This is a genomic window from Frankia sp. BMG5.60 (assembly GCF_059428125.1).
The window spans coordinates 5,210,673-5,235,825 of sequence record NZ_CM182091.1; the positions used below are offsets into that span (position 1 = coordinate 5,210,673).

The 25,153-nt window shown below is 72.3% G+C and carries 21 protein-coding genes and 1 tRNA gene; 11 read left to right on the forward strand and 11 right to left on the reverse strand.

Going from position 1 to position 25,153, the window contains the following annotated elements; translation table 11 throughout:
• Positions 1 to 246 precede the first annotated feature (246 nt).
• Positions 247 to 2,934: a penicillin-binding protein gene (locus tag AC5R91_RS21440; protein ID WP_495393115.1), complete on the forward strand. Its 2,688-nt coding sequence runs from the start codon at positions 247 to 249 to the stop codon at positions 2,932 to 2,934.
• A 22-nt stretch (positions 2,935 to 2,956) separates the two neighbouring features.
• Here AC5R91_RS21440 and AC5R91_RS21445 read toward each other — a convergent pair whose 3' ends face one another.
• On the reverse strand, positions 2,957 to 3,433 hold the full coding sequence (locus tag AC5R91_RS21445) for a GatB/YqeY domain-containing protein (protein ID WP_495393116.1): 477 nt from the start codon (positions 3,431 to 3,433) through the stop codon (positions 2,957 to 2,959).
• Between the two features lie 286 nt (positions 3,434 to 3,719).
• Between AC5R91_RS21445 and AC5R91_RS21450 the strand changes: the two genes are divergently transcribed.
• The 4 genes from AC5R91_RS21450 to pyrH all read left to right on the forward strand — a co-directional run bounded on the left by AC5R91_RS21450 (position 3,720) and on the right by pyrH (position 6,367).
• Positions 3,720 to 4,652, forward strand: coding sequence for a metallophosphoesterase (locus tag AC5R91_RS21450; protein ID WP_495398024.1), 933 nt, complete (start codon positions 3,720 to 3,722; stop codon positions 4,650 to 4,652).
• Positions 4,653 to 4,779: 127 nt separating this feature from the next.
• Positions 4,780 to 4,856: transfer RNA gene (locus tag AC5R91_RS21455), tRNA-Pro, on the forward strand.
• A gap of 147 nt (positions 4,857 to 5,003) precedes the next feature.
• Positions 5,004 to 5,357, forward strand: coding sequence for a VOC family protein (locus tag AC5R91_RS21460; RefSeq protein WP_495393117.1), 354 nt, complete (start codon positions 5,004 to 5,006; stop codon positions 5,355 to 5,357).
• A 215-nt stretch (positions 5,358 to 5,572) separates the two neighbouring features.
• On the forward strand, positions 5,573 to 6,367 hold the full coding sequence (gene pyrH / locus AC5R91_RS21465; RefSeq protein WP_044883895.1) for a UMP kinase: 795 nt from the start codon (positions 5,573 to 5,575) through the stop codon (positions 6,365 to 6,367).
• 247 nt (positions 6,368 to 6,614) lie between these two features.
• On the opposite strand, the gene AC5R91_RS21470 is transcribed toward pyrH, so the two are convergent.
• From AC5R91_RS21470 to AC5R91_RS21495, 6 genes are all read right to left on the reverse strand, one after another.
• Positions 6,615 to 7,040 carry a hypothetical protein gene (locus tag AC5R91_RS21470; RefSeq protein ID WP_495393118.1) on the reverse strand — a complete coding sequence of 142 codons (426 nt, stop codon included), beginning with the start codon at positions 7,038 to 7,040 and terminating at the stop codon, positions 6,615 to 6,617.
• 164 nt (positions 7,041 to 7,204) lie between these two features.
• The gene (locus AC5R91_RS21475; RefSeq protein ID WP_495393119.1) at positions 7,205 to 7,663 is read right to left on the reverse strand and encodes a hypothetical protein; all 459 of its coding nucleotides are present in this window, start codon (positions 7,661 to 7,663) and stop codon (positions 7,205 to 7,207) included.
• Positions 7,660 to 9,333, reverse strand: a complete 1,674-nt coding sequence (locus tag AC5R91_RS21480; protein WP_495393120.1) for a long-chain-fatty-acid--CoA ligase — start codon at positions 9,331 to 9,333, stop codon at positions 7,660 to 7,662. The genes AC5R91_RS21475 and AC5R91_RS21480 overlap by 4 nt, the downstream gene beginning before the upstream one ends.
• A 52-nt stretch (positions 9,334 to 9,385) precedes the next feature.
• On the reverse strand, positions 9,386 to 10,360 hold the full coding sequence (locus tag AC5R91_RS21485) for an acetyltransferase (RefSeq protein ID WP_495393121.1): 975 nt from the start codon (positions 10,358 to 10,360) through the stop codon (positions 9,386 to 9,388).
• A gap of 311 nt (positions 10,361 to 10,671) precedes the next feature.
• Positions 10,672 to 12,078, reverse strand: coding sequence for a proline--tRNA ligase (proS, locus tag AC5R91_RS21490; RefSeq protein WP_495393122.1), 1,407 nt, complete (start codon positions 12,076 to 12,078; stop codon positions 10,672 to 10,674).
• 130 nt (positions 12,079 to 12,208) lie between these two features.
• Complete coding sequence (locus AC5R91_RS21495; RefSeq protein WP_495393123.1) at positions 12,209 to 12,517, reverse strand: hypothetical protein; 309 nt, start codon at positions 12,515 to 12,517, stop codon at positions 12,209 to 12,211.
• Positions 12,518 to 13,543: 1,026 nt separating this feature from the next.
• Here AC5R91_RS21495 and pstS point away from each other — a divergent pair.
• The 5 genes from pstS to AC5R91_RS21520 all read left to right on the forward strand — a co-directional run bounded on the left by pstS (position 13,544) and on the right by AC5R91_RS21520 (position 18,728).
• Positions 13,544 to 14,614, forward strand: a complete 1,071-nt coding sequence (pstS, locus tag AC5R91_RS21500; protein ID WP_495398025.1) for a phosphate ABC transporter substrate-binding protein PstS — start codon at positions 13,544 to 13,546, stop codon at positions 14,612 to 14,614.
• A 227-nt stretch (positions 14,615 to 14,841) separates the two neighbouring features.
• Positions 14,842 to 15,885: a phosphate ABC transporter permease subunit PstC gene (gene pstC, locus AC5R91_RS21505; RefSeq protein ID WP_495393124.1), complete on the forward strand. Its 1,044-nt coding sequence runs from the start codon at positions 14,842 to 14,844 to the stop codon at positions 15,883 to 15,885.
• A complete protein-coding gene (pstA, locus tag AC5R91_RS21510) occupies positions 15,882 to 16,949 on the forward strand; it encodes a phosphate ABC transporter permease PstA (RefSeq protein WP_495393125.1) in 1,068 nt (355 codons plus the stop codon). Before pstC ends, pstA begins: the two co-directional genes overlap by 4 nt.
• 166 nt (positions 16,950 to 17,115) lie before the next feature.
• Positions 17,116 to 17,892, forward strand: a complete 777-nt coding sequence (gene pstB, locus AC5R91_RS21515) for a phosphate ABC transporter ATP-binding protein PstB (protein ID WP_011607572.1) — start codon at positions 17,116 to 17,118, stop codon at positions 17,890 to 17,892.
• Between the two features lie 32 nt (positions 17,893 to 17,924).
• Positions 17,925 to 18,728 (forward strand): winged helix-turn-helix domain-containing protein, encoded by an 804-nt coding sequence (locus tag AC5R91_RS21520; RefSeq protein WP_495393126.1) that lies wholly within the window; start codon positions 17,925 to 17,927, stop codon positions 18,726 to 18,728.
• A gap of 129 nt (positions 18,729 to 18,857) precedes the next feature.
• On the opposite strand, the gene AC5R91_RS21525 is transcribed toward AC5R91_RS21520, so the two are convergent.
• The 4 genes from AC5R91_RS21525 to AC5R91_RS21540 form a co-directional block, all read right to left on the reverse strand.
• The gene (locus AC5R91_RS21525; protein WP_495393127.1) at positions 18,858 to 19,850 is read right to left on the reverse strand and encodes an HhH-GPD family protein; all 993 of its coding nucleotides are present in this window, start codon (positions 19,848 to 19,850) and stop codon (positions 18,858 to 18,860) included.
• Between the two features lie 82 nt (positions 19,851 to 19,932).
• Positions 19,933 to 21,012, reverse strand: coding sequence for a DNA integrity scanning diadenylate cyclase DisA (gene disA / locus AC5R91_RS21530; protein ID WP_011607569.1), 1,080 nt, complete (start codon positions 21,010 to 21,012; stop codon positions 19,933 to 19,935).
• A gap of 129 nt (positions 21,013 to 21,141) precedes the next feature.
• Complete coding sequence (gene radA / locus AC5R91_RS21535) at positions 21,142 to 22,599, reverse strand: DNA repair protein RadA (protein WP_495393128.1); 1,458 nt, start codon at positions 22,597 to 22,599, stop codon at positions 21,142 to 21,144.
• Positions 22,600 to 22,947: 348 nt separating this feature from the next.
• Positions 22,948 to 23,691, reverse strand: a complete 744-nt coding sequence (locus AC5R91_RS21540; protein WP_495393129.1) for a copper chaperone PCu(A)C domain-containing protein — start codon at positions 23,689 to 23,691, stop codon at positions 22,948 to 22,950.
• A 765-nt stretch (positions 23,692 to 24,456) separates the two neighbouring features.
• Between AC5R91_RS21540 and AC5R91_RS21545 the strand changes: the two genes are divergently transcribed.
• Complete coding sequence (locus AC5R91_RS21545; protein ID WP_009741775.1) at positions 24,457 to 24,939, forward strand: CarD family transcriptional regulator; 483 nt, start codon at positions 24,457 to 24,459, stop codon at positions 24,937 to 24,939.
• The last annotated feature ends 214 nt before the right edge of the window (positions 24,940 to 25,153 follow it).

The following is a 25,153-nucleotide window of genomic DNA, read 5'->3' on the forward strand; positions in this document are numbered from 1 at the left end:
TGGCGGGACCGCCTCGGGCGTGGTGATGTGGAGGTCGTCACGCTCGTCCTGGGCTCGCCGTCGGCGGCCGGCCACGCCACCCGCCGTCGGAATTGCGGTGTCCCAGGTCACGGCGTTTTCGACTCGCTTGGGGGGCCACCCGAGCGTCGTTGTACCGGCCTGCCCCTCCAGGGCGGGGAGGGTTGATCAGATGTTGGCCCGTATGCTCCGACTGGTGTCCCAGCCTGGCTGGACGGAGGTCCGCCGATGACCACGCCCTCCGGGTATCCGGTGCCCTCTGGGCAGCCACCCCCCGGGCGCCGGCCGACCCCGGCCGGCCCGGTACCCACCGCTGCCGGGCGGAACCGCGGGGTCGGCGACCTCTACCGGCCGGGCTTCGCCACGGGTGGCCAGGGCGGTTCCGGCGGGCACGGCGGTTCCGGTGGGCAGGGCGGTTCCGGTGGGCAGGGCGGTGCCGGCGGCCGCCGGGCCGGACGTACGGCTCGCCGGCTGGCCGTCGCGGGCGTGCTCAGCGTGGTGGCCGGAGTGCTGGTCGGCATGCTCGCGCTGCCGGTGGTCGGCGCGGTGGGGTTGACCGTCAAGGGCAGCGCCGACGACTTCATGAATCTGCCGGCGAACCTCACGGTTCCCCCGCTCGCGCAGGCGTCGCGGATCCTCGACGCGCGCGGCAACCAGATCGCCGTCCTGTCCGGGGAGCAGAACCGTGAGGTCGTGCCGCTGAGCCGGGTTCCCCAGGTGATGCGACAGGCCGTCGTCGACATCGAGGACTCGCGTTTCTACGAACACGACGGGCTGGACTACAAGGGCCTCGTCCGCGCCTATCTGACCAACCGGGAGAACGGCGAGGTGACCCAGGGCGGGTCCACGCTGACCCAGCAGTACGTCAAGAACGTCCTGCTGATGTCGGCCACCACGCCGGAGGAGAAGAAGGCCGCCACCGAGCAGACCGTGCGGCGAAAGCTGCGGGAGGCGCGGTACGCGCTCTACCTCGAGGCGCACCTGAGCAAGGACGAGATCCTCGAGCGCTACCTGAACATCGCCTACTTCGGCGACGGCGCCTACGGCATCGAGGTCGCGGCGAAGCACTACTTCAACGTCGACGTGGACCGACTCACCCTGCCGCAGGCGGCGACCCTGGCCGGGCTGGTGAAGAACCCGACCGCCTTCAATCCGGTGCTGCACCCCGAGGCGGCCCGGGAACGGCGCAACGTGGTACTCGACCGAATGCTGGAGCTGCATCATCTCAGCCAGGCCGACTTCCGCCAGGCGCACGACAGCAGACTGGTGCTCGACCGACCCGCGCGGTCGGCCGACCCGTGCGCCGACTCGGGCGCGCCGTTCTTCTGCGCGCTGGTCCGCCAGCAGCTCCTCAACGACAGAACCTTCGCCCCCACCGAGGAGGACGCCCGCAGGTTGCTGTTCGAGGGCGGCCTGACCATCAGAACGACGCTGGACCCGGTCGCGCAGCAGGCCGCGCAGTCGGCCGCCACGGAGGTCATCCCGATCGGCAACCGGGTGGCGGCGAGCGTCGCGATGATGCAGCCGGGCACGGGCCAGGTGCTCGCTGTCGCGATCAACCGGGAGTACGGGGCGACGGACGACGGCAAGCCGGCGAGCCAGTCGACGGATTTCGTGCACACAAAGGAGGTCTACCCGGTCGACGAGGACTCCTTCTCGCCGGGATCGACCTTCAAGGTGTTCACGCTGATCTCCGCCCTGGAGTCCGGCCTGCCGCTGTCCACGACGCTGCACGCCCCGGTCTGCTATCACTCCGACGTCTTTCCGAACCCGGATCCGCAGGGTAAGAACTGCTACGGCAACGCCGATCCGAGCGAGGACGGCTTCTATTCGCTGACGACCGCGACCTGGGGGTCGGTCAACACCTACTACATCCAGCTCGCCGAGAAGCTGGGCGTGTTGAAGACGGCCGAGGTCGCCCGCCGGATGGGCGTCTCCTCCTGCCGGATCCGCCCGGCCAGGAACGACGATCCGGAATGCAAGGGGATCGACGGAATCAGCCGCGTCGACGGCTCGTCGATCCTCGGCTCCAACGAGATCAGCACGATGGACCTGGCCACCGCCTATTCGACGCTGGCGGCGCGGGGGCGCCGGTGCGACCCGCGCACCGTCCTCGCGATCACGCAGCGGGTCGGCGGCGCCGACCGGCCGCTGCCGTTCAACGCCGGCGCGCCCTGCCAGCAGGTGCTCGACCCGAAGATCGCGGACACGGTCAGTGCCGTGCTGCAGGGCGTCATCAACCACGGGACGGCCAGCGGCAACGGGCAGATCGGCCGGCCGGCCGCGGGCAAGACGGGTACCGCCGAGGGCTTCAGCACCGCCTCGTTCGCGGGGTACATCCCGCAGCTCGCCGCGGCGGTCACCCTCGCCGACCCGCGTGGGCCGACCTCGCATCCGCTGACCAACGTGCTCGGCCGCAACGTCTTCGGCGGCGGATACCCGGCGCAGGTGTGGTCCCGGACCATGATCCGAACGATCAACGGTCTGAGCCTGCCGGTCGAGCCGCTGCCGGCGCCGGACGACACCCAGCCGCAGGTGCCGACGAAGGTTCTACCGAACGTGGTCGGCCTGCCGCAGCAGGTGGCCGAGCAGATGCTCGTCCAGCTCGGGTTCCACGTCACGTCGCAGCCGGTCCCCGCGCCGGTCGCCCCCGGGATCGTGGTGTACATGTCGCCGGCGCCCGGCGGCCCGGTCTCCATCAACACGGAGATCAGGCTGTCGATCTCCGGCGGGTTGACCGGTACGCCGGTGCTGCCCGGGGGTTCACCGCCGGCGGGGCTGGGGCAGCCCGTTCCGCCGGGCGTGTTCGGGGTGAACCCGCGCGAGCAACTCGGCGCGCCCGCCGGTCCCGGGACCGGCCCGCTGGCCTGGCGCGGCGGGCAGCGCGGCAACCGGGCGCAGCGCCGCGGGGCCTGACCCTGGGTCCGGTGGCGGCCGGTCAGCCGCCGGTGAGCCTCGCCTTCACCATCGCGGCCACCCGGCCGCCGTCGGCCCGGCCGGCCACGGCGGCCTGCACGGACTTCATCGCCGGGCCGATCGCCTTCGGCCCGGACAGGTCCAGCCCGGCGAGCACGCGGTCGATGATGGCGGCCAGCTCGTCGTCGCCGAGCTGGCTGGGCAGGTACTCGCCCAGCACCTCGCCCTCGGCGCGTTCCCGGTCGGCCTGTTCGACGCGACCGGCCGCGGCGTAGGCGTCGGCCGCCTCCCGCCGCTTCTTCACCTCGCGGGTCAGGACGTTCGAGACCTCCGCGTCGTCGAGGACGCGGGCGATGGCGCCGGCGACCTCCGCGTCCTTCACGGCGGCCAGCGCCAGCCGGAGGGTGGACGTGCGCAGCTCGTCGCGGGACTTCATCGCGGTGGTCAGGTCGGCGCGGAGCCGCTGGTGCAGCGTGCTCCGTTCCGTGGGGGTGCTCATAGTCAACGAAGCCTATGGTCCGCGGGGGACCTGGTCACGCCTGGCCACGGCGGTGCGACGACCGGGGTGGCGCCCGGCCACGGCGGACCGGGGATGAGACTGTGTTGCACGGCCCGAGGCACGCCGCCGCCACGAGAGTGGTCCCTCCGGCGCGGTGGGGCCGCCGGGCCGAACGCGCGGCACGGGGGATGGCGCCGGGGCGAGGGCGGTCGCGCGAGCGGTCTGGGGCACACGAGCGGTCGGGGCACACGAGCGGTCGGGGCACGAGGAGGTCGTGGTGGCGAGTGTGGGGGCGCCGAGGCGCCGGGTGGCGCGCGGGGTCGCGGGGTTCTCGGCGTCGGTCGCGGTGGTCGGGGCGGGCGCGCTCGCCTACGGCTCGCTGTACGAACGCAACGCCTACACGCTGCGTCGGCTGTCGATCCCCGCGCTTGCCGCCGGCTCGCGGCCGCTGCGCGTGCTACACCTGTCCGACCTGCACGTCACGGCGCGCCAGCGGGACAAGCTCGCCTGGTTGGCGGATCTGGCGCGGCTGGTGCCGGACCTGGTCGCCCTCACCGGTGACATCCTCTGCGCCGAGGAGGCCCGGGGCCCGCTGCTCACCGCGCTGGCGCCGCTGTACTCGTTCCCGGGCGTGTTCGTTCCCGGGAACAACGACTACTTCGTCCCCGCGCTGACCAGCCCGCACCGGTACCTGAACCGGTCCGAGGCGGCCGAGCCGACCGGCGTCCCGCTGGACTGGGCGGGCCTCGCCAAGGACCTGACCGCGGCGAGCGGCTGGACGGAGCTGACCAACACCCGGGCCGTACTCGCGGCCGGCGGCAGCCGGATCGACGTGCGTGGGGTCGACGACGCCCGGCTGCGCCGCGACCGGCCCGACCTCGTGGCCGGGGCCGCGCAGCCCGGCACGCAGCTCGCGCTCGGCCTGTCGCACACGCCGGAGCCGCGGGTTCTCGACGCCTTCACCGCCGACGGCGTCGGCCTCATCCTGTCGGGTCACACCCACGGCGGCCAGATCCGGCTGCCGGGAATCGGGGCCCTGGTGAGCAACTGCGGGCTCGACCGATCCCGGGTCCGTGGGCTGTCCCGCCACGCGACCGCCGCGGGAGCGTCCTGGCTGCACGTGTCCCCGGGCCTGGGGACGTCGCCCTTCGCGCCGGTGCGCCTCGGCTGCCGCCCCGAGGCGACCCTGCTCTGCCTTACTGCGGCCCCTTCTGCGTGACCGCGGCCCCTTCTGCGTGACCGCGATTCGTCTGCGTGACCGCGGTCACGGCCTGACCTCCGGCCGAACCCGTGACCACCCCCCCGCCCTGAACCACTGCTCCGTCGGGTATGCTTCATCTCGGTCGCGGGGTGTGGCGCAGCTTGGTAGCGCGCTTCGTTCGGGACGAAGAGGTCGTGGGTTCGAATCCCGCCACCCCGACCACGCAAAGCCCTGGTCTCAGGCTCCTACGGGAGAGCCGGACCAGGGCCTTCGTCGTCTCTGGGCTCGCACCGAAGCGATCACACCTGCCCGCCGGCAGGCGGGCTGCTCCACCGGTGGCCCGTCGGCAGGGCGAGGTAGCGTCGCGCTGTGAGTCCGATTCGTGAGGTGCTTGCTCGGGTCTACGTCGAATCCCTTGACGACGTGCTGCCCCTCTACCAGCGGCTGGCCGGTGATGCGCCCACGCGCCGCTTCGCCTTCCGCGATGTCGAGCTTGCGTGGGTCGGCCCCTTCCTCCTGGTGGCGGGTACGCCCGCCGCGCTGGCGCCGTTGCGCAACCGGGCCGCGACCGTACTCGTCGATGACCTCGACGTCGTCGCCTCGACGATCATCTCGGCAGGTGGTGCACTGATCGAAGGGCCCGGCGAGTCACCCAACGGGTCCCGACTGATCGCCGAGCACCCCGACGGGACGGTGTTCGAATACCTGCACATCGTGATGTAAGGTCGTGTGTTCGAATCTTGCTGCCCGGATGCGCGTCGGCAGGGCGCCGCGGCCGGGAGAGACCTTCGTCGGCACCTGACGCGTTGCGGCTGGCGTGGGTTGTTTTCGTGGCCGGCCGGTCATGGCGTGGTCCCGGGAGCCGGGTGCTCTACCGTGTACCCAGTACTTCCCGGGCTCATGATCGATCATTGGCCGGGCTACGTTAAGATCGCACGATGGAAAAGGGGAAGCGGGAGACTGTGGCCAAATACCGTCGAGTGGTCGTAAAACTAAGTGGCCGGGCGATCGCCGGTTCCGCCGAATTCGGCTTCGACTCCAATGCGCTGGAACACCTCGCCCGGGAAATCATCGCGGTGCGTCAGTCCGGGGTCGAGGTGGCGATCGTCGTCGGCGGGGGAAATCTCTTCCGCGGCAACCAGTCGGACCGGTGGGGGATCGATCGGGTCGAGGCCGACAACATCGGGATGCTCGGCACGGTCATCAACAGTCTGCTGCTGCGGGGCAAGCTGACCGCCCTCGGGGAGGACAACCTGCGGGTGATGACGGCGGTCCCGGTCCCGGCGGTGGCCGAGCCCTATATCCGGCTGCGAGCCGTGCACCTGCTGGAGAAGGGGGCGACGGTCATTCTCGCCTGCGGGAACGGCCAGCCCTTCCTCACCACCGACTACCCGGCGGTGCAGCGCGCGCTGGAGCTGGGCGCGGACGCGGTGCTCGCGGCCAAGGACGGCGTCGACGGCGTCTACGACAGCGACCCGAAGATCAACCCGGACGCTCAGCGATTCTCCCACCTCAGCTACGACGAGGTGATCAGCAGGGGGCTGCGGGTCATGGATCAGTCGGCATTCATTCTCGCTCGCGACTTCGGTATCCCGCTGCACATCTTCGACATCGAGCAGCAGGGCGCGATGACGGCGATCTGTCGCGGCGAACACCGGGGGACCGTCATCGACACCACGGGTGGGAAGTCGGGTTCCGCGGCGCTGGCGAGTTCCGCCGAAACGGTGGTGTGAGCCGCGCGGCGCCGCCGGTCGGCGAAGTTCTCATCGCGCACCGCCCGCCGGCACCGGGGGTTGTACTCCTGCCGTGGTGGGTTGACGGTACGCCGTACAGTTGTCGCCTTTTCGGTAAAGGCGAGGCCCGATTTGGTGCTATGAGGCGTCTTTTGTCGGGATCTGACCGGCCAGCCCGGCCGGGCCGGTACCGACACGTGGCCGGTACCGGCGCCGGGCTCAGCGGCGATGGATCGCCAGGGGTGGATCAGAAGCAGGAGTAGGTGGTGCTCGGCGAGGTGTCCGTGGTCGACATGCCGTCCGCGGTGCCGGTGGTCACGGTCTTGAACTGCGCCTGGCCGTTGAAGCTGCACGGCACCGAGGTGCCCTCGCCGATGCCGCTGCCGCCCCAGTACGACTTCTTGACCGGGTCCCCGATGGACATCCACTGACCGTTCGCGTACTTCCGCAGCTGGTTGCTGATCTGCATGTTGCCCGAGTACCGGGGGTCGCAGGTGATGCCGCCGTTCGCGAAGATCGTCGAGCCGCCGGTGGGCGGCCAGGCGGTGACGGTGCAGCCGGTCGAGGAAATCGGGGTGGACGCGTCGGCGGGAATGGCGCCGAACAGGCCGGCCGCCACGGCGCCGGTCGCGCCGACGGCCGCGGTACGCAGTGCTGCGCGAGTGCTGGGCACGGGTTTCCTCCAGGTGGGGGATGGGCGGTGCGGGATCGGGGATGGTGCGGCAAGGGGAACGAGATGGGCTGTGGTGCGGGAAGGGGCAGTGGTTCAGGGGGAGGGGCAGCGCGGGGCGGCGGCAGCGAGACGGTCACCGACGGCGCGGGTTCGGCCGGCGCGGTTCAGGCCGGCGCCGCGCCGAAGGAGTAGACCGGCCGCGGCGGAGGCCCGAAGAAGGTGGTGATGGTCTCCAGGCGCGGCCGCTCGGTGAAGGTGACGACATCGAGGCCCGCCAGCACGATCTGGCCGATGCTGTTGCGCAGTCCCCACTCCCAGCGGGCGCGACGGTGGTGCACGTCGACCCCGCTGGTGCGCAGCGGACGATGCCCCGGGTAGGGCGCGAGGAACTCGCCGATGAGATCGGCGAACTCGATGATGCCGGCCGCCTCGCCCAGCGGGTTGGCGTAGGTCACCGCGGGGACGCAGCAGGCGGCGAGCAGTTCGTCGCGCCGGGACACCGCGGGTTCCGCCCAGGCGGCGTAGAGGCCGTCGGCCAGGGCCGCGAGCCGTTCGGCCGTGGCGGCGTCGCTGCCCGCGCCGACGCTGTGCGCGTCGTGCCGCGCGGCGGGCTGGGTGCTCATGGGGCGAACCTCCGCCGGGCCTCGGCTCGTTGCAGCTTTCCGGAGGGGGTCTTCGGCACCGAGCCCGGTCCGAGCACCAGCACCGCGTGCGGGGTCACCCCGAGCGCGGCGCGGACCTCCTCGGCGACGGCGCTGCGCAGCGCGGCGGGATCGGCCCCACGGGTCTCGACGGCCACGGCGAGTCCCTCCCCGCCGAGGTGGCCGGGACGCGGGTAGGGGAAGGCGACGATGTTGCCCGCGCGGGCACCCTCGGCGCGGGCCGCGGCCCGCTCCACCTCCTCGGGATAGATGTTGCGACCGCCGAGGATGATGACGTCCTTTCGGCGACCGCAGACGACCAGTTCGCCGCCGGTGAGGTAGCCGAGGTCGCCGGTGGCAAGCCATCCGTCGCGGGCGCGCAGGGCCGCCGCCGACTCGGGATCGTCATGGTAGGAGGCGGCCACCGAGGTGCCGCGGACCTGGACCTCGCCGACCTTCCGCTCGGGCAGGATCCCGCCCGAGTCCGGATCGACCACGCGGACCGACAGGCCGGGGATCGGCTCCCCGAGCAGCGCCAGCCGCCTCGTGCGCACCGCCGGCTCGGCGGCCGCGGGCGGCACCGGGCGCTCGAGGGGCACCGGGCGCTCGGCCGGCTCGGGGGGCACGAACCGGGCCGTGCCCGCGGCCAGGGCGTCCGCGTCCACCGTGTCGTAGCGCGGCCCGCGCCCCACGGCGGAGAACGTGACCGCGACCGTGGCCTCCGCGAGCCCGTAGGCGGGCATGAAGGAGGCCGGGTGGAAGCCGTGACCGCCGGCGGCGTCGAGGAAGTCGTCGACGACCGCGGGATCGATCGGCTCCCCGCCACACAGCGCGTAGGCCAGGCAGGACAGGTCCAGCCGGGGGCCGGTGCGCAGCAGCCGGGCCGCGACGGCGTAGGCGGAGCCGGGTCCGACCGTGTTGGTGGCGCGGTGGTGGGAGACGAGCTGCATCCAGCTCGCCGGCCTGGCCAGGTAGTCGGCGGGTGAGGACAGCAACGTGTCGCAGCGGCCGCACGCCATCGGCAGGATGAACCCGCCGATGAGCCCCATGTCGTGGGACAGCGGCAGCCAGGACAGCATCCGGCCGTGCACCGCCTCGTGGCTGGTCGCCACGCGGATGCCCTCGACGTTCGCCGCCAGGTTGCCGTGGCTGATCCGGGCGATCTTCGGTGCACCGGTGGTGCCGCTGGTCAACTGCAGGATCGCGGGGGCGTCGGCGGTCAGCATGGGCGGGCGCCACGGCGCCGCCAGCGGGTCGCCGACCGCCTCGGCCAGCGGGATGACCCGCCCGGCCCCGCCGGACAGCGCCGGCACCGCCTCCCCCCACGGCGCGCCGACCAGCACGAGCGGCTCACCGAGCGAGTCGAACCGGTCGCGGGTGTCGGCGAGGTAGCGGGCCAGGTCGACGGTGCGGGCGGGGGTGGGGGCCATGGTGAGGCTGCCGCCGGCGAGCCAGGTCGCCATCGCCGCGGTGATCGTCTCCCGCGACGTGTCGGCGAGGATGACCACCGGACGGCCCGGCCCGACCCCGTGCGACTGCAGGCCCGCGGCGACGCGTCGGGCGTCCCCGTACAGCTCGGCCCAGCCGACCCGCCGTCCGCCGTCCGGCGCGAGGAAGGTCACCGTGTTCGGACCGGTGCTGGCACGCCTCATACGATCCAGCAGATAAACCATTGTCGACGCCCTCTCCCGGCGGACGATCCCGTTATCGGGCGTCGCCGTCCGTGCTATCCCGGTAGACGGCGAGAATGAGACGGTCCCAGTAGCGACCGCGATAGAAGTCGTGCCTGCGCAGCCGTCCCTCGAGTTCGAGCGCGCCGCCGGCCGACTTTTCCCGATCGGCCCCCGCAAACTGCGGATAGTTGAACTCGGGCACCTCGAAGTACAGCTTCCGGAACGGCCAGATGTCGAAGACGTAACGCACGAACAGGTCCAGCGCCTCGACGGCCAGACCCGACCCGGTGTAGTCGGCCGAGATCGCCGCGCCCACGTAGGCGTACCCCAGGGCGAACTCCGGGTTGTAGCAGATCGCGTGGCCGACGGGCCGGCCCGTCTCGATCGACTCGATCACGAACTGGGTCAGGACGCCCTGCCACAGTTCCTGCTCGAACTGCGGGTACGACGGCACCGAGCCGCGGTAGCGCCAGCGAAAGCCGATGTCCGGGGTGACCGCGAGCTCGTACAGGAACGGTGTCGACGCCGGCAGCACCGGCATCAGCCGCAGGAACCGCCCGGCGAACCGCGGCGGTGGCAGCGCGAGCGAGCCGGCGGCCGATGCCGCCGATGCCGCCGAAGCGGCCGCGGAGGCGGCTGCGGCACCGGCCATCCCCTGCCCGGCCATCCCCTGCCCGGCGAGGCCCGCGGGCCCGCCGAGCGGCCCTCCGCCGACGCCGACCCTGGCCGGTACGGCGCTCGTCGCCGATGCGGCGGGGATCGGCTGGGAGTCCGCGGCGGGTGGCCCGGCCCGATAACGGTTGTAGAGCTCGCCGATGGTCTCGATTTCCAGCCAGTTCGCCTCGGAGAGGTCGACCCCGAGTTCGATCACGTACAGGCAGAGTTCCAGAAGCCGGAAGGAATCCAGCCCGAGGTCTTCATGGAGCCGGCTGCCGCCGGCGATCGCGGAATCGGCGAGACCCATTTTCCGGGCGATAAGCTGCTCGAATTCGTCTTGTCGGAGCATGCTACCTGTTCTGCGTGCGCGAAAGACGGAATCAAAGATGGACGATTTCGGGCAGTTCGGACATTGGTGACGTTAGCAAACGAGCCGAAGGGCCGCAAAGCCGGATAACCCGTTTCGGCTAGCGCGCCTGCGTCACGCACCGGCCCGTCCCGCGCCGAGCCTCCCGCCCCGGCGCACCAGCCCGGACGAGCGGAGACTGCGCGGACAGGTCCGCCCCACGCCCTGGCCCCGGCACACCAGCCGGGACGGGGGTGCGGTGGCGCCGTAGACGGCGGGCCAGGCGCCGTGGGCCAGGTGCCGTGGGCCGGCGGTCAGTAGGAGCGGGCGATCAGGCAGACCAGGTCGTCGGGGTCGCCGCCGGCGGGCGGAATCTCGCCGTCGGGCGTCTGGAGGCAGCGGACGGTCAGGGCGTCCTCGGCGAGGCGCGCCTCGCCCTCCTCGCCCACGAGCCGCCACGGGATCCGGGCGAAGCCGGTCTGGGCCGCCTGGGCGGCGTCGGCGACCGTGGTGACGTCCGCCGTCCGGCTCTCGCGCAGTGCCAGGGCCTCGGCGTGCAGGCCGGCCTGCACCTCGTCGAGCAGCGCCGGGACCCGGGCGGCCGCCTCCGCCAGCGGCACCGGAGCCTTCACCGAGGTGTCCCGGCGGACCAGCGTCACGTTCCCGGCGGCGAGGTCACGCGGGCCGACCTCGACCCGCACCGGGATGCCCTTGATCTCGGCGTCGGTGACCCGGCGACCGAAGGACAGCCCCGGGCGGGCGTCGAGCTGCACCCGCAGCCCGGCGTCGGTGAGCGCCGCGGCGATCTCGCGGGCCTTCGCGACGACGGTCTCGTCGTCGCGCACCGGGAGCACGACGACCTGGGTCGGCGCGAGCCGGGGCGGGATGCGCAGGCCGTTGTCGTCGCCGTGCGCCATGATCAGGCCGCCGACCATCCGGGTCGAGCTACCCCAGGACGTCGTCCAGGCCAGGTGCTTCGCCCCGTCCGCGCCGAGGAAGTCGATGTCGAAGGCCCGGGCGAAGTTCTGCCCCAGCTCATGGCTGGTCGCCATCTGCAGGGCCTTGCCGTCGCCCATCATGCCCTCGCAGGTCATGGTGTTCGTGGCGCCGGCGAAGCGCTCCTTGCGGGTCTTCGTGCCGATGAGCACCGGGATGGCGAGCACGTCGGTGAGGAAGTCGCGGTAGACCTCCAGGGCGATCCTGCGGGCGTAGGCGGCGGCCTCGGCCTCGTCGACGTGCGCGGTGTGCCCCTCCTGCCAGAGGAACTCGCTGCTGCGCAGGAACAGGCGGGGACGCAGCTCCCAGCGGACGACGTTGGCCCACTGGTTGAGCAGTAGCGGCAGGTCGCGGTAGCTCTGGGTCCACTTGGCCAGGTACTCGCCGATGATGGTCTCGCTGGTCGGCCGCACGACGACCGGCTCCTCGAGCTCCTTGCCGCCGCCGATGGTGACCACGGCGAGCTCGGGACTGAAGCCCTCGACGTGCTCGGCCTCCCGGCGCAGGTAGCTCTCCGGGATGAACAGCGGGAAGTAGGCGTTGACCGCGCCCGCCGCCTTGATCCGGGCGTCCACGTCGGCCTGCATGCGTTCCCAGATCGCGTAGCCGTACGGTCGGATGACCATGGTCCCGCGGACGGGGCCGTTGTCGGCCAGTTCGGCCTTCGCAAGCACGTCCTGGTACCAGCGCGGGAAGTCGGTCGCACGGGAGGTGAGTACAGCCACCTCGCCACGATATTGCCTACGCCGGGCGGCGGGACCATCGGGACGGACGGGTGGGCGCGGCGCGGCACCCCGAGGTGCCGCTCGGGGTGCCCGCACCGGCGCTCGGGCGGGCGGCCCCGATCGGGCCGGGTCAGCGGTGACGCAGGCCTCGACTGTGCTCCAGTGGGTCGGCGGCCGGCTCCAGCCGCCCGTCGCGGCCGACCTCCTGGAACACCAGGGAGACGTCGACGTCCCCGTGGTGGCTGACCAGGCAGGCCGTGGGCGGGACGAGGATCATGGCCGTGGTCAGGTCGGCCGCGGTGGCTCCCGGCGCCAGGACCAGCTCGTGCCGTATCGCCAGGCCGTCGTGGACGGTGACCACTTCGGCGAGGGAGCCGGGCCGTCCGCCGGTGATCGGCCGGGGCTCCGGCAGGAGATCGTCGTTGTCGACGGTGTTCATCTTCTGGCCGTCCTCCTGTATGCGTGTCGGTTCCGATGCGCGTCACGTGCGGCCGGCGGGCCTGGCGGGCGTCGGGCTCTCCCCGGGACCGGGACAACTTCGTTACGTTGCTTCGATGTATCTCATTGCTACTGTCGGGCGGAATCGTCCTCCGCGGTCGGGCGTTCGGGTTTCGACTGGATGCTGTCAGCTACATCGATGTTGCTTCCAAGCAAAGCACGGGAACGGGTGGAACGCCACCGGCGATCTCCGGGCAGAGCGGACGTCCGGTGACTGCGGGCGCAAGTCCTGATCATCTGCGTAGCGCTGCGCGCGAGTTGGCCGCTTCGCCGGGTCCGTCCCACTGCGTCGCCGGGCGCAGTGGGCCGGGTCGGGCATGACGCGCGTGGATGAACATTCGGTGTCAGCGGCGCAAGATTCCCGAGACGCTTGATGTCGTTAGATGACGTCGAAAAGTCAGCATCCGGGCTTCGGGCCGGCCGGCGCGGCGACGCCCGAGCGGCCGGACCATCCTCCAACTCGGGCCGCCGACCGTCCCGACGCCCACACCCTCTTGTCATCGACTTGTCCGATGGTTGTCCCGGTGTTCGCGGGCGTAGGGGTGGCGTGCGGTGCCGGCGGTGGCGCGGGTCCGACGTGGTCGGCCGCCTGGTGTTGCCTGCCGGCGGGTACCCGCGGACCGCAGGCCGCGGGGCGGTGCGCGCCCCGGGGAGGCGCGGTGTCGTGCTGTGTCGGGGCGCCGGAGGCGTCGGCCGCCGGTAACGGTGCGCTTAGTGTTCAGTACGCGGTGTTCTGGAGTGGTGGCAGCCGGTCCGGTCAACAGGCCATAAATCATCCGACATGTATGTGTTCCGGTTGGTGACGGGTTGGCGTATGCGCTTGTTCATCTTCCGTTCACTCCGGATCGCTTCGATTCTCGCCGGCACCCCAGTCCGGGGGGCGGACGACATTGCGCGCCAGGAATGGCGCGGGGACGAAGGGTTGCTTGTGATCCGAGGCAAGCGTCAGGCCGCCGTCGGGGCCGCGATGGTGGCACTGCTCACCGTGGCGGCGTGCGGAACTGACGACAACAACGACTCCGGTGGCACGGGCGCGGCGCCGTCAACTTCGGCGGCAGCGATCTCGTGCGCGAAGGGGTCCATCACGGGCTCCGGCTCGTCCGCACAGAAGAACGCGGTCGACGAGTGGGTCAAGGCCTACCAGAACGCGTGCTCCGGCGCGACGATCAACTACCAGTCGACGGGTTCCTCGACTGGTCGCCAGCAGTTCATCAGCAAGCAGGTGTCCTTCGCCGGTTCGGACTCCGCGCTGAAGGACCAGCAGAAGACCGACGCGGACGCGCGCTGCACCGGCGGTGCCGCGGTCGACCTGCCGATGGCCGTCGGCCCGGTGGCGCTGATGTACCACGTGTCCGGCGTCGACGGCCTGCAGCTGTCCGCCCAGACCCTGGCGAAGATCTTCGCTGGCAAGATCACCAAGTGGAACGACCCGGCCATCAAGGCCGAGAACAGCGCCGCCTCGCTGCCGGACGCCACCATCGCCTCGGTGCACCGCTCCGACGGCTCCGGCACGACGGACAACTTCACCAAGTTCCTCAAGGGCGCGGGCGGCGCCGACTGGACGTTCGACTCCGGCTCGGACTGGAAGGCCCCCGGCGGCCAGGGCGCCAAGGGCAGCGACGGCGTCACCTCGACCGTGAAGTCCACCGAGAACTCCATCGGCTACGCCGAGCTGTCCTACGCGGAGAACGCCGGGCTGTCGACCGTCAAGGTCAAGAACGCCGCCGGCGAGTACATCGAGCCGAGCACGGACGGTGCCTCCCTGGGCCTGAGCACCGCCAAGGTCGCCGACGGCGACGACCTGAAGCTGACCTTCGACTACGCCACGGCGACGAAGGGCGCCTACCCGGTCTACCTGGTCACCTACGAGATCGCCTGCACCAAGGGTCTCTCGGCCGACCAGGCCGCGCTGGTCAAGTCCTTCCTGACCTACACCGCCTCGGACGCCGCTCAGTCCTCGATCGGCGACCTCGGCTACGCGCCGCTGCCGGACGCGGTCGCGACGAAGGTCCGCGCGGTCGTCGCCAAGCTGGCCTGACCCGCAGCTAGCACCACGGCCGCCCTGAGCCGGTCCTGGACCGCCACACGGTCCGGGCCCGGCCGGGGCGGCCCGCACGACCCGACCGGCCCGGCCGGTGCCCGCGGTGGGCGAACGACCCACCGCGGATTCGTCGATGTACGGCGGCCGCGGCACCCACGTCCCGCCGCGCGTGCCGCGTCCGGGACCTTGATCGGAAGCCCCGTTCGGGCACCAAGGAGAGGACCATGACGACGGAGCCGGACAGCTCGGCGGACGCCGCCGAGCCGCGGGGGGCCGTTACGGCGGCGACCCCGCCGGAAGACCCACCGCCGGCCGGCGGGCCCGCGCCCGCATCCTCGGGCAAGGCCCGGGTCGGGGTGGCCGACCTGATCTTCAAGAACCTCACCCGCACGGCCGGCCTCGGCCTGCTGGCGCTGATCGCCGTGATCGCCATCTTCCTGGTGCTGCGAGCCACCCACGCCCTCAACGCCAACACCGGGAACTTCCTCACCACCGAGGAGTGGTTCCCCAACGCCACCCCGCCGAAGTTCGGGGTGGCCGCGACGCTGTACGGCACGGTCGTCTCGGCGGCGGTCGCGATGATCATCGCGGTGCCGGTGGCGGTCGGGATCGCGCTGTTCATCACCGTGTACGCGCCCCGGCAGCTCTCGTCCGTCCTCGGCTACATCGTCGACCTGCTCGCCGCCGTGCCGAGCGTCGTCTACGGCCTGTGGGGCCTGATCGTCCTCGCGCCGCACATGAAGGGCATCCAGCTCTGGCTGAACGACTACTTCGGCTGGATCCCGCTGTTCAGCGGCGACTCGGTGGGGCGTTCGCTCTTCGTCGCCTCCGTCGTTCTGGCGATCATGATCCTGCCGATCGTCGCCGCCCTGTCCCGTGAGGTCTTCCTCCAGGTGCCGATCGCGCACCGTGAGGCGGCCCTGGCCCTCGGCGCGACCCGGTGGGAGATGATCAGAACCGCGGTGCTGCCCTACGGCAAGCCCGGGGTGATCAGCGCGTCGATGCTGGGCCTCGGCCGGGCGATGGGCGAGACGATCGCGGTCGCGCTGGTCCTGCCCGCCTCGTTCAACATCTCCGCGCACCTCCTCTCGCCCGCCGGCAACACGATCGCCGCGAACGTGGCGAACGGCTGGGGCGAGGCCAACGACATCGGCCGCGGCGCGCTCATCGCCTCCGGCCTGGTGCTGTTCATCGTCACGATGATCGTGAACATCATCGCGCGGGCCATCGTCGCGCGCCGCCGCGAGTTCTCCGGGAGCTCCGCATGAGCACCGCGACCGTGTCCGGACCGGACATCGACAGTGGCCCAGACCGCCTGCACCTGCGCGGGCAGAGCCTGCCGCGCTGGGCGCCGCTCGCCGTCGCCGCCGGCGCGGTGGTCGTGTCCCTGCTGATCTACCTGCTCACGCCGGTCGACAGCGAGATCCAGATCGTGCTGATGGCCGCCGTCTTCTTCGTGATCGCGACGACCGTCGTCTCGACGGTCGTCGAGGGCGGGCGCCGGGCGCGGGACCGATTCGCGACGACACTCGTCTACACCGCGTTCCTGCTCGCCGTGATCCCGTTGGTCGCGGTACTGGTCAGCGTGATCAGCAAGGGGGCCGGTCGGCTCGACGCCGGCTTCTTCACTCATTCGATGAACGGCATCGGCGCCCGGGACGTCGGCGGCGGCATCTACCACGCCATCATCGGCACGGTGGAGCAGGTCCTGCTCGCCAGCCTGCTGGCGGTGCCGTTCGGCCTGCTGGTGGCGATCTACCTGGTGGAGTACGGCCGCGGCCGGATCAGCCGGGTGATCAGCTTCTTCGTCGACGTGCTCACCGGCCTGCCATCGATCATCGCGGGTCTGTTCATCCTGGCGTTCTGGGTGCTCGCCCTCGACCAGGGCTTCTCCGGGTTCGCGGGCGCGCTCGCGCTGGTCGTGCTGATGATCCCGACGGTCGTGCGCTCCGCCGAGGAGATGCTCAAGCTGGTTCCCAACGAGCTGCGCGAGGCCGGGTACGCGCTCGGCGTACCCCAGTGGCGGACCATCCTGCGGGTGGTCGTGCCCACCGCGCTGCCCGGGATCGTGACCGGCGTCATGCTCGCGGTGGCCCGGGTGGCGGGCGAGACCGCCCCGGTGCTGCTTACCGTCTTCGGGACGAACCTCATCAACTCGAACCCGTTCTCGGGCGAGCAGTCGTCCCTGCCGCTGTACATCTACTCCCAGGCCGGCCAGCCGCAGCAGTTCGCGGTCGACCGGGCGTGGGCGGCCGCCCTGGTGCTGATCATCATCATCATGGTGCTGAACCTCATCGCCCGGCTGTTCGCCGGACGCAACCGGTTGAAATGACCCAGACCCGGGCCGGTGGCGCCGCCGCCGACGTCGCCGCCGCCGGCCCGTACCGTCCGCGTTCCCGTACCGCCCCGCGTTCCCGTACCGCCCCGCGTTCCCGTACCGCCCCGCGTTCCCGTCCGACATCGAACAGCGTCCAGACAGATCGTGAGTCGAGGTTGCCATGGCCACCCGCATCGACGTAACCGGGCTGACGGCGTACTACGGCAAGTTCAAGGCCGTAGCCGACGTGAACCTGACCATCGAGCCGAAGAACGTCACCGCATTCATCGGGCCGTCCGGGTGCGGAAAGTCGACGGTGCTGCGCACCCTCAACCGGATGCACGAGGTGCTTCCCGGCGCCCGCGTCGAGGGGAAGGTGCTGCTCGACGGCGAGGACCTCTACGGGGCCGGCACGGACCCGGTGAACGTCCGCCGCACCGTGGGGATGGTCTTCCAGCGGCCGAACCCGTTCCCCACCATGTCCATCTACGAGAACGTGATCGCCGGCCTGAAGCTCAACGGCGTGCGCAAGAAGGCGCTGCTCGACGAGCGGGTCGAGGAGTCGCTGCGCGGCGCGAACCTCTGGGAGGAGGTCAAGGACCGGCTCGGCCGGCCCGGCGCCGGCCTGTCCGGCGGCCAGCAGCAGCGGCTGTGCATCGCGCGGGCGATCGCCGTCGAGCCCCAGGTGCTGCTCATGGACGAGCCCTGCTCGGCGCTCGACCCGATCTCCACCCTGGCCATCGAGGACCTGATCACGAAGCTGAAGTCGAGCTTCACGATCGTCATCGTCACCCACAACATGCAGCAGGCGTCGCGGGTCAGTGACGCCACCGCGTTCTTCTCTCTGGAGAAGACCGGAGACCCCGGCCGCCTCGTCGAGTTCGACAAGACCTCGAAGATCTTCAGCAACCCGACGGAGAAGCGGACCGAGGACTACGTCTCCGGACGGTTCGGCTGACGCCGGCGGAAGTTCACGGACAGGACGCGCGGATGCTCCCGGTACGGCGTGGGTCCGCTCAACCGGGGGGTGAGGACCGTGATCCGGTGGCCGAACGGCACGGGTCGGCGCAGGTCAGGTCGGCTGGCCGGCCCTCGCTGCTGATCGCCGACTCCGAGGTCGACGACGGCATGCTGGACGCCTTCGTCGGCGGCGGGGTCGAGGTGAGCGTGGTGGCCGACGGCGCGCAGGCCCTGCTGGAGATCGGACTCCAGCAGCCCGCCGCTCTGCTGATCAGCGCCCGGTTACCGGTCGTCGACGGGGTCACCGTCGTGCGGACGGTCCGCAGCGTGCCCGGGCACGACGACATGCCGATCCTGCTCGCGGTCGGTCCCGACGACCGGCCGGCCGCCGCGGCCGGCCTGGACGCGGGCGCGAGCGCCTGCGTGGGCAAGCCGTACCGGGTGCCCGAGGTGCTGGCGATGGTCGGCGTGATCGGGGCGGGCCGCCCCGGCCCGCAGCCGTCCGGGTCGGCGGGGGACGACGTTCTGCGCGGCGGGCCGGTGCTGCTGGACCGGGCGGCCCACGAGGTCCGCCTCGACGGCGCGGTCGTGTCGGTCCCGCCGCGGGAGTTCCGGCTGCTCGCGCTGCTGCTGGAGCAGGCCGGACGGGTCGTGCCGCGGGAGACCCTGCTGCGGGAGGTCTGGGGCTCGGCGCACACCGAGACCAACACGCTCGCCGTGCACGTGCGCCGGCTGCGCCGCCGCCTCGGCGAGGCCTCCGGCGAGCCGACGATCATCGAGAGCATCCGCGGGGTCGGCTACCGGTTCCGTGCCGCGCCGGACCCCACCGCCTGACCGAACCTCACCCGCTCGACCTCGCGCCTGCCGGACCCGGCGCGGGCCCGACGTCGCGCCTGGCGGATCGTGCGCCTGGCGGATCGTGCGCCTGGCGGACCTTGCGCCTGCCGGATCGTGCGGCGCCGGTCAGCCCGGCAGGGCGTAGACGCCGGGGGCGACGCGGACGACCAGACCGTCGTCGATCAGCCCGGCCAGCGCCCGGTGCCGCTGGACCGGGTCGTCCCAGACCTGATCGAGGAGGTCCTGGCCGACCGCCTGCTCCGCGTCGCGCAGGACGGCCAGCAGCCGCCCGCGGACCTGGCGGTCCGTGCCGGCGTAGCCCTGCGGCCGGCGCGCGGGGCCGGTCCCGGCCGGACTGCCCGCTCCCACCCAGGCGCAGCGGTGCAGCAGCGGACAGGCGGCGCAGCGTGGGGTACGGGCCACGCAGACCAGAGCCCCGAGCTCCATCAGCGCGGCGCTGGTCATGGCGGCGGTCTCGGGGTCGGCCGGCAGCAGCTCGGCGACGGCGGCCAGATCGCGGCGGCTGACGGTGGCCGGATGATCCGCCCGGCCCTCCACGGCGCGGGCGAACAGGCGGCGCACGTTCACGTCGACGACCGGGTGGCGCTGGCGGAAGGCGAACGCGGCGACGGCCCGGGCCGTGTAGGTCCCGATCCCGGGCAGGGCCAGCAGCGCGTCGAGGTCCGCCGGGATCGCGCCGCCGTGCCGCTCGACGACGGCCGTCGCGGCCTGGTGCAGCCGCAGTGCCCGGCGTGGGTAGCCCAGCCGGCCCCAGGCCCGCACGGCCTCGCCGGCGGGCTGCGCGGCCAGCGCGGCCGGGGTCGGCCACCGGTCCAGCCAGGCCTGCCAGACCGGCAGCACGCGGTTGACCGGAGTCTGCTGCAGCATGACCTCGCTGACCAGGACCGCCCACGGCGTCGTCCCGGGACGGCGCCAGGGCAGATCCCGGGCGGCGGCGGCGAACCAGTCGAGCACCAGCCCGGCGAGCGCCTCCGGCCCGGCCGATGCCCCGGCCGATGCCGTGGCCGAGGCTGGCGCCGACGCCGCGGCTGGAGTCGAAGTCGCGGCCAGGGTCGGGAAAGCGGGCGCGGGCCGCGGTGCGCTGGTCATCCTGGCCATCGTGCCAGGCCGGTGGGTGACGGCCGTGGGACGGGGGTCAGCGGGACGGGGGTCGGCGGGGTAAGGGTTGGCGGGGCAGGGATCAGACGTAGCGTTCCAGGATGCTCGACTCGGCCAGCCGCGACAGGCCCTCGCGGACGGCGCGAGCCCTGGTCTCGCCGACGCCGTCGACCGCCTGCAGGTCGTCGACCCCGGCGGCGAGCAGCTTCTGCAGCGTGCCGAAGTGGTCGACGAGCCGGTCGACCACCATCCGCGGCAGCCGGGGGACCTTCGCCAGCATGCGGTAGCCCCGCGGGCTGATCTGCCGATCCAGGATGTCCGCCCCGCCGGAGAATCCGATCACCCGGGCGAGCACGGTGAGGTCGAGCAGGTCGGTCGGCGACATCGCGGACAGCTCGCTGAGGACCTGCGCGGCCGACCCGGCCTTCGACCCGGCGGGCAGGTAGTCGCGCACGGTGAGTTCACGCTCCGTCTCGACGCCGGCCATCAGCTCCTCGAGCTGCAGCGACAGCAGTCGCCCGTCGGTGCCGAGCTCGACGACGTAGCCCTCGATCTCGTCCGCGATGCGGCGCACCATCTCCAGCCGCTGGCTGACCGAGATCGCGTCCCGGACCGTGACGAGATCCTCGATCTCCAGCGCGGACAGGGTGCCCGCGACCTCGTCGAGCCGGAGCTTGTAACGCTCCAGGGTGGCCAGCGCCTGGTTCGCCCGGGACAGGATCGCGGCCGAGCCGTCGAGCACGTAGCGCCGCCCGGCGACGTAGAGCGCGATGATGTGCATCGACTGGCTGACCGAGATGACGGGGTACTCGGTCTGCTTGGCGACCCGCTCGGCGGTGCGGTGGCGGGTGCCGGACTCCTCGGTGGGCACCGTCGGGTCCGGCACGAGATGCACCGCGGCGCGCACGATCCGCTGCAGGTCCGAGGACAGCACGATCGCGCCGTCCATCTTGGCCAGCTCCCGCAGCCGGGTGGCCGAGAACTCGACGTCGAGCTCGAAGCCGCCGGTGCACAAACCCTCGACGACCTTGTCGTGGCCGAGCACAATCAGCGCCCCGGTATGCCCGCGAAGGATGCGCTCCAGGCCGTCGCGGAATGGAGTTCCGGGGGCGACCGCGGCCAGTGTCGCCCGGAAGATGTCGTCTCCGGGTGGTCCCGCCATCAGGCTCCCTCAGCTCCTCGGCTCCCCGCTGTCTGCCACCTCTGCCGCGATGCTATCGGGGCGACCGGAGTCGGTGCGGTCCAGCTCTTCATGGGGTAACGAAATTACTCAAAACAGACATATTTCTTGTTACGCTTCATGCATTCGGGTTATGGCGCCGATCAGATCGGGCACCTCGGTGACTTTCATGCCCTCGGGTCCGGGCCCGGCACCCGCGGGCACGAGCGCCCGGCGGAATCCCAGCCGGGCCGCCGCGGCGAGCCGCTGGCGGACCGCACCCACGGCCCGCACCTCCCCGGCCAGCCCCACCTCCCCGACTGCGACGAGATCGGCCGGCAGCGGCCGGTCCCGCGCCGCGCTCACGACCGCAAGTGCCGTCGCCAGATCCGCCGCGGGTTCGGCGAGGCGCACCCCGCCGACGGTCGCGGCGTAGACGTCGGCCTTGCCGAACCGGACCTTCGCGCGGCGCTCGACCACGGCGAGGATCATCGCCACCCGGGCCGGGTCCAGCCCGGACACCGCCCGTCGCGGCACCTGGGCGGACGTCTCGGCGACGAGGGCCTGCACCTCCGCGACGAGCGGCCGGCGGCCCTCCACCGTCACGGTGACGCACGTCCCCGGCACCGCCTCCAGGCCGCCGGCCCCCGAACGGGACAGGAACAGCCCGCTGGGATCGGCGATCCCGTGGATGCCGGAGTCGCTCATCTCGAAACAGCCGACCTCGTCGGCGGGGCCGTACCGGTTCTTGCCCGCCCGCACGAGGCGAAGCGCGGAGTGCCGCTCACCCTCGAAATGCAGAACCACGTCCACCAGATGTTCCAACAGGCGGGGCCCGGCCACCAGCCCATCCTTTGTCACATGGCCGACAAGCACCGTCGCGAGGCCGAGTGCCTTCGCCGTGCGGATCAGCGCGGCGGTGACCTCGCGCACCTGGGTGACGCCGCCGGCCGCCCCCTCCACCCCGGCAGCGGAGATCGTCTGCACCGAGTCGACCACCAGCAGTGCCGGCGAGACCTCCTCGACGTGGCGCAGCACGGCGCCGAGATCCGTCTCGGCGGCGATCCACAGATCCTCGTGGAGCGCGCCCGTCCGCCCCGCGCGCAGCCGCACCTGCGCGGCGGACTCCTCACCGGTGACGATGAGGGCCCGGGCCCCGCCGGCCGCGCTGCGGGCGGCCACCTCCAGCAGCAGCGTGGACTTGCCGACGCCCGGCTCACCGGCGAGCAGGATCACCGCGCCGGGGACGAGACCGCCGCCGAGCACCCGGTCCAGCTCGTCGATGCCCGTGGGCCGGCGGCGGGCCGCCGTGACGTCGACGGACACGACCGGCTGCGCCGGCGCCGTGACCTCCGTGGCCACGACCGCCCGTCCGGCACCGCCGAGACCGGAGGCCCGGCGCGGCGCCGGCGTCTGGGCCTCGAGCGTCCCCCACTCCTGGCAGCGCGGGCAGCGCCCGGCCCAGCGGACGGACTCCGCCCCGCAGCCGCTGCACCGGAACCCGCCCGACGCCGTTCGACCGGACGTGCGTCCGCCGGCCGCCGGCCGAGTGGATGTCATGGGCGCCACGTTAACCGGCCGGTCCGACATGTCGGAGCCAGCCGCGCGTGGGGGCGCCCACAGGTGTCGTGTGACCAGGACCGGAGCCGGCGACGCCGTACCGGCCGCGACCGACCGGCGCCCAGGGCCCCTGCCGGGCTGGTACCGCCGCTGTCCTGGTCCGCCGCTGTCCTGGTCACCAGGGTCCGCGCGGTTCCGCGGAACCTTGGAATCACCGATCTGGTTCCGGGATCGGCGCGGTTCCGCGGAACCTTGGGATCGCCGATCCGGTTCCAGGGCCGGCACGGCTGCGCGCTCGCCACGCTGATGCCCGGCCGTCGGCTGCCACGAGTCACTCCTCGCGGTGCGGCGGCCGGGCCGAGCTCGGCCTCGGCGGCCTCAGCCCGCGGTTGCGGTGGCCGTCGGGGTGGCGGTACCGGCGGAAGGGGTGGCGCTGCCGGCGGCCGGAGTGGTGGCGGCGGCGGAAGGAGAGGCGCCGGCGCTCGGCGAGGCCGAGACGGCGGCGGGCGTCTCCGTGCTCGTGGTGGCCTCCGTCGGGGCACCGGAGGCACCGGGAGCGGCCGGCTCCACCGGCACGTCCAGGGTCACGCTGCCGGCCTTCGCGAAGGTGAAGGTGATCGGGAGCTGGGAGCCGATCAGCAGTTTGCGCTGCACGTTCTGCAGGGTGGGCGCGGCGGCGTTCGCGGTGAAGATCTGGCCGCCGCCGGGCGCCAACTGCGCCGACTTCGGCGGCTGGCCGCCGCCGGCCTCCGGGGAGGACACCGAGACGAGGGTGTCCGGCTCGCCGCCCCCGTTGAAGAACGCCGACACGATCGGCGCGGAATCGCCCTGGGACACGGGCCCGGCGACGTAGACGTTGCGCAGGGTGATGGAACCCACGGACCCCGCGACGCTGTTGGTCGTGGTCCGCGCGAGGTTCGTCAACGCGTCGTTGCCGGAGGCGCAGCTCGCCAGGCCGGCCGAACCGATCACCGAGGCCAGCAGGGCGACGCCCACCCGGCGGGAGGTCATCCGCCGCCGCAACGCGGAGTGCGGCGCGGCGTCGTCGCGGGCTGCGGCGGCGGGCGTCGCCTCGGCGACGGCGGTGACTGACGGGAAACGGGCACCCGGACGGCGGCTCACAGCTCGGTGGCTCCTCCTGCACAAGACCGGCGCGTTGGGCGGCGCCGGTGCTGGTCGACGGCCGTCGCATGGACGGCCACCCGGCGGCGCGCCCCGGCGCCGGTAGTCGGACCCGGCGTGCAGGGGTCACCCCCGGTGCCCGGAGGACCCGCCGCCGACGGGCCGGTGTGTCGAGTGGCCGTCCACGGAGGTCTCCGTGCGGGGCTAACACTAGCCACCCGGCGGCGCCACGTGCCCAGGCCGCCGGCCCCGGCCAGCCCGCGTGGGCCGGTGGGCGGCGCGCGCCGGGACGGTGCCCGGGCGCCGGCAGCCGGGCTGACCGGCCCGACAGGCCACGAAGGGCCGGTCGGGGACGTGGGCAGTGTCACGCCGCGCACCCGGCCGGCCCACGGCCGCGCCGCGGCCGGTGCCGGGGCCGGGGCCGGGTCGGCGGGCCGCGCCGCCGTCCCGCCGGACGCGGCCGTGTCGGCGCGCGGACGGGGTCCGTCCGCGCTACGTTCGCCGGGCGGTTGACGCTCAACGCGCAGCCAACGTCCGTCGACCTGTTGCCCGTTTTAGCTGGTAGGGCTGTTCGGTGTCGTTGCGCGGCGAGGTGGGATCGGTGCGTGGATCCGGGCCGGGCGGTGTCCGCCGTCGCGAACGGTGGCCGGAAGGCTCCGCCGGGCCCCTCGGCTTGGCGTTGCTGCCCTTGCGCTTGCAGCGCGCGTCTGACCTGCGGCGATGCGTGCGTGTTACGCTGGTAGAGGCGGAAGGGGCACGTGACACATGGCGTTCCAAGTCGGCGAGACCGTTGTTTACCCGCATCATGGTGCTGCTCTGATTGACGCGATTGAAACCCGCGTCATCAAGGGCGAGGAAAGACTCTATCTCGTGCTGAAGGTCGCTCAGGGCGATCTGACTGTCCGGGTGCCGGCCGACAACGTCGGCATGGTCGGGGTGCGCGACGTCGTCGGGCAGGATGGGCTGGAACGGGTGTTCGAGGTGCTCCGGGCACCCCACACCGAGGAGCCCACCAACTGGTCCCGGCGTTACAAGGCAAATCTCGAAAAGCTCGCCTCCGGTGACGTGAACAAGGTTGCCGAGGTCGTCCGCGATCTGTGGCGCCGTGATCGCGAGCGCGGTCTTTCCGCGGGTGAGAAGCGGATGTTGAGCAAGGCGCGGCAAATCCTCGTCAGTGAGCTCGCGCTGGCGGAGGGCACCAACGAGGACAAGGCCGAGGCGATGCTCGACGAGGTTCTCGCCGGCTGATCCAGGCCTTGTCGGCCCGGTCGTAATAGATCGGGTGTCGGCCGGTTCCATTCGGTCGGCGTGAAACTACCGGAATATGATTTCCGGCCGGGAGGTCGGCCCCTCCGGACGCCCTGTCGTCCGGTGGGCCGGGTTCGCCGGCCGACGCGGTCCGATGGCGGCGCTCGCACCCATCCGGCTGCGCACGCCCGATCGGCGTACCGGTCGGCCGGCT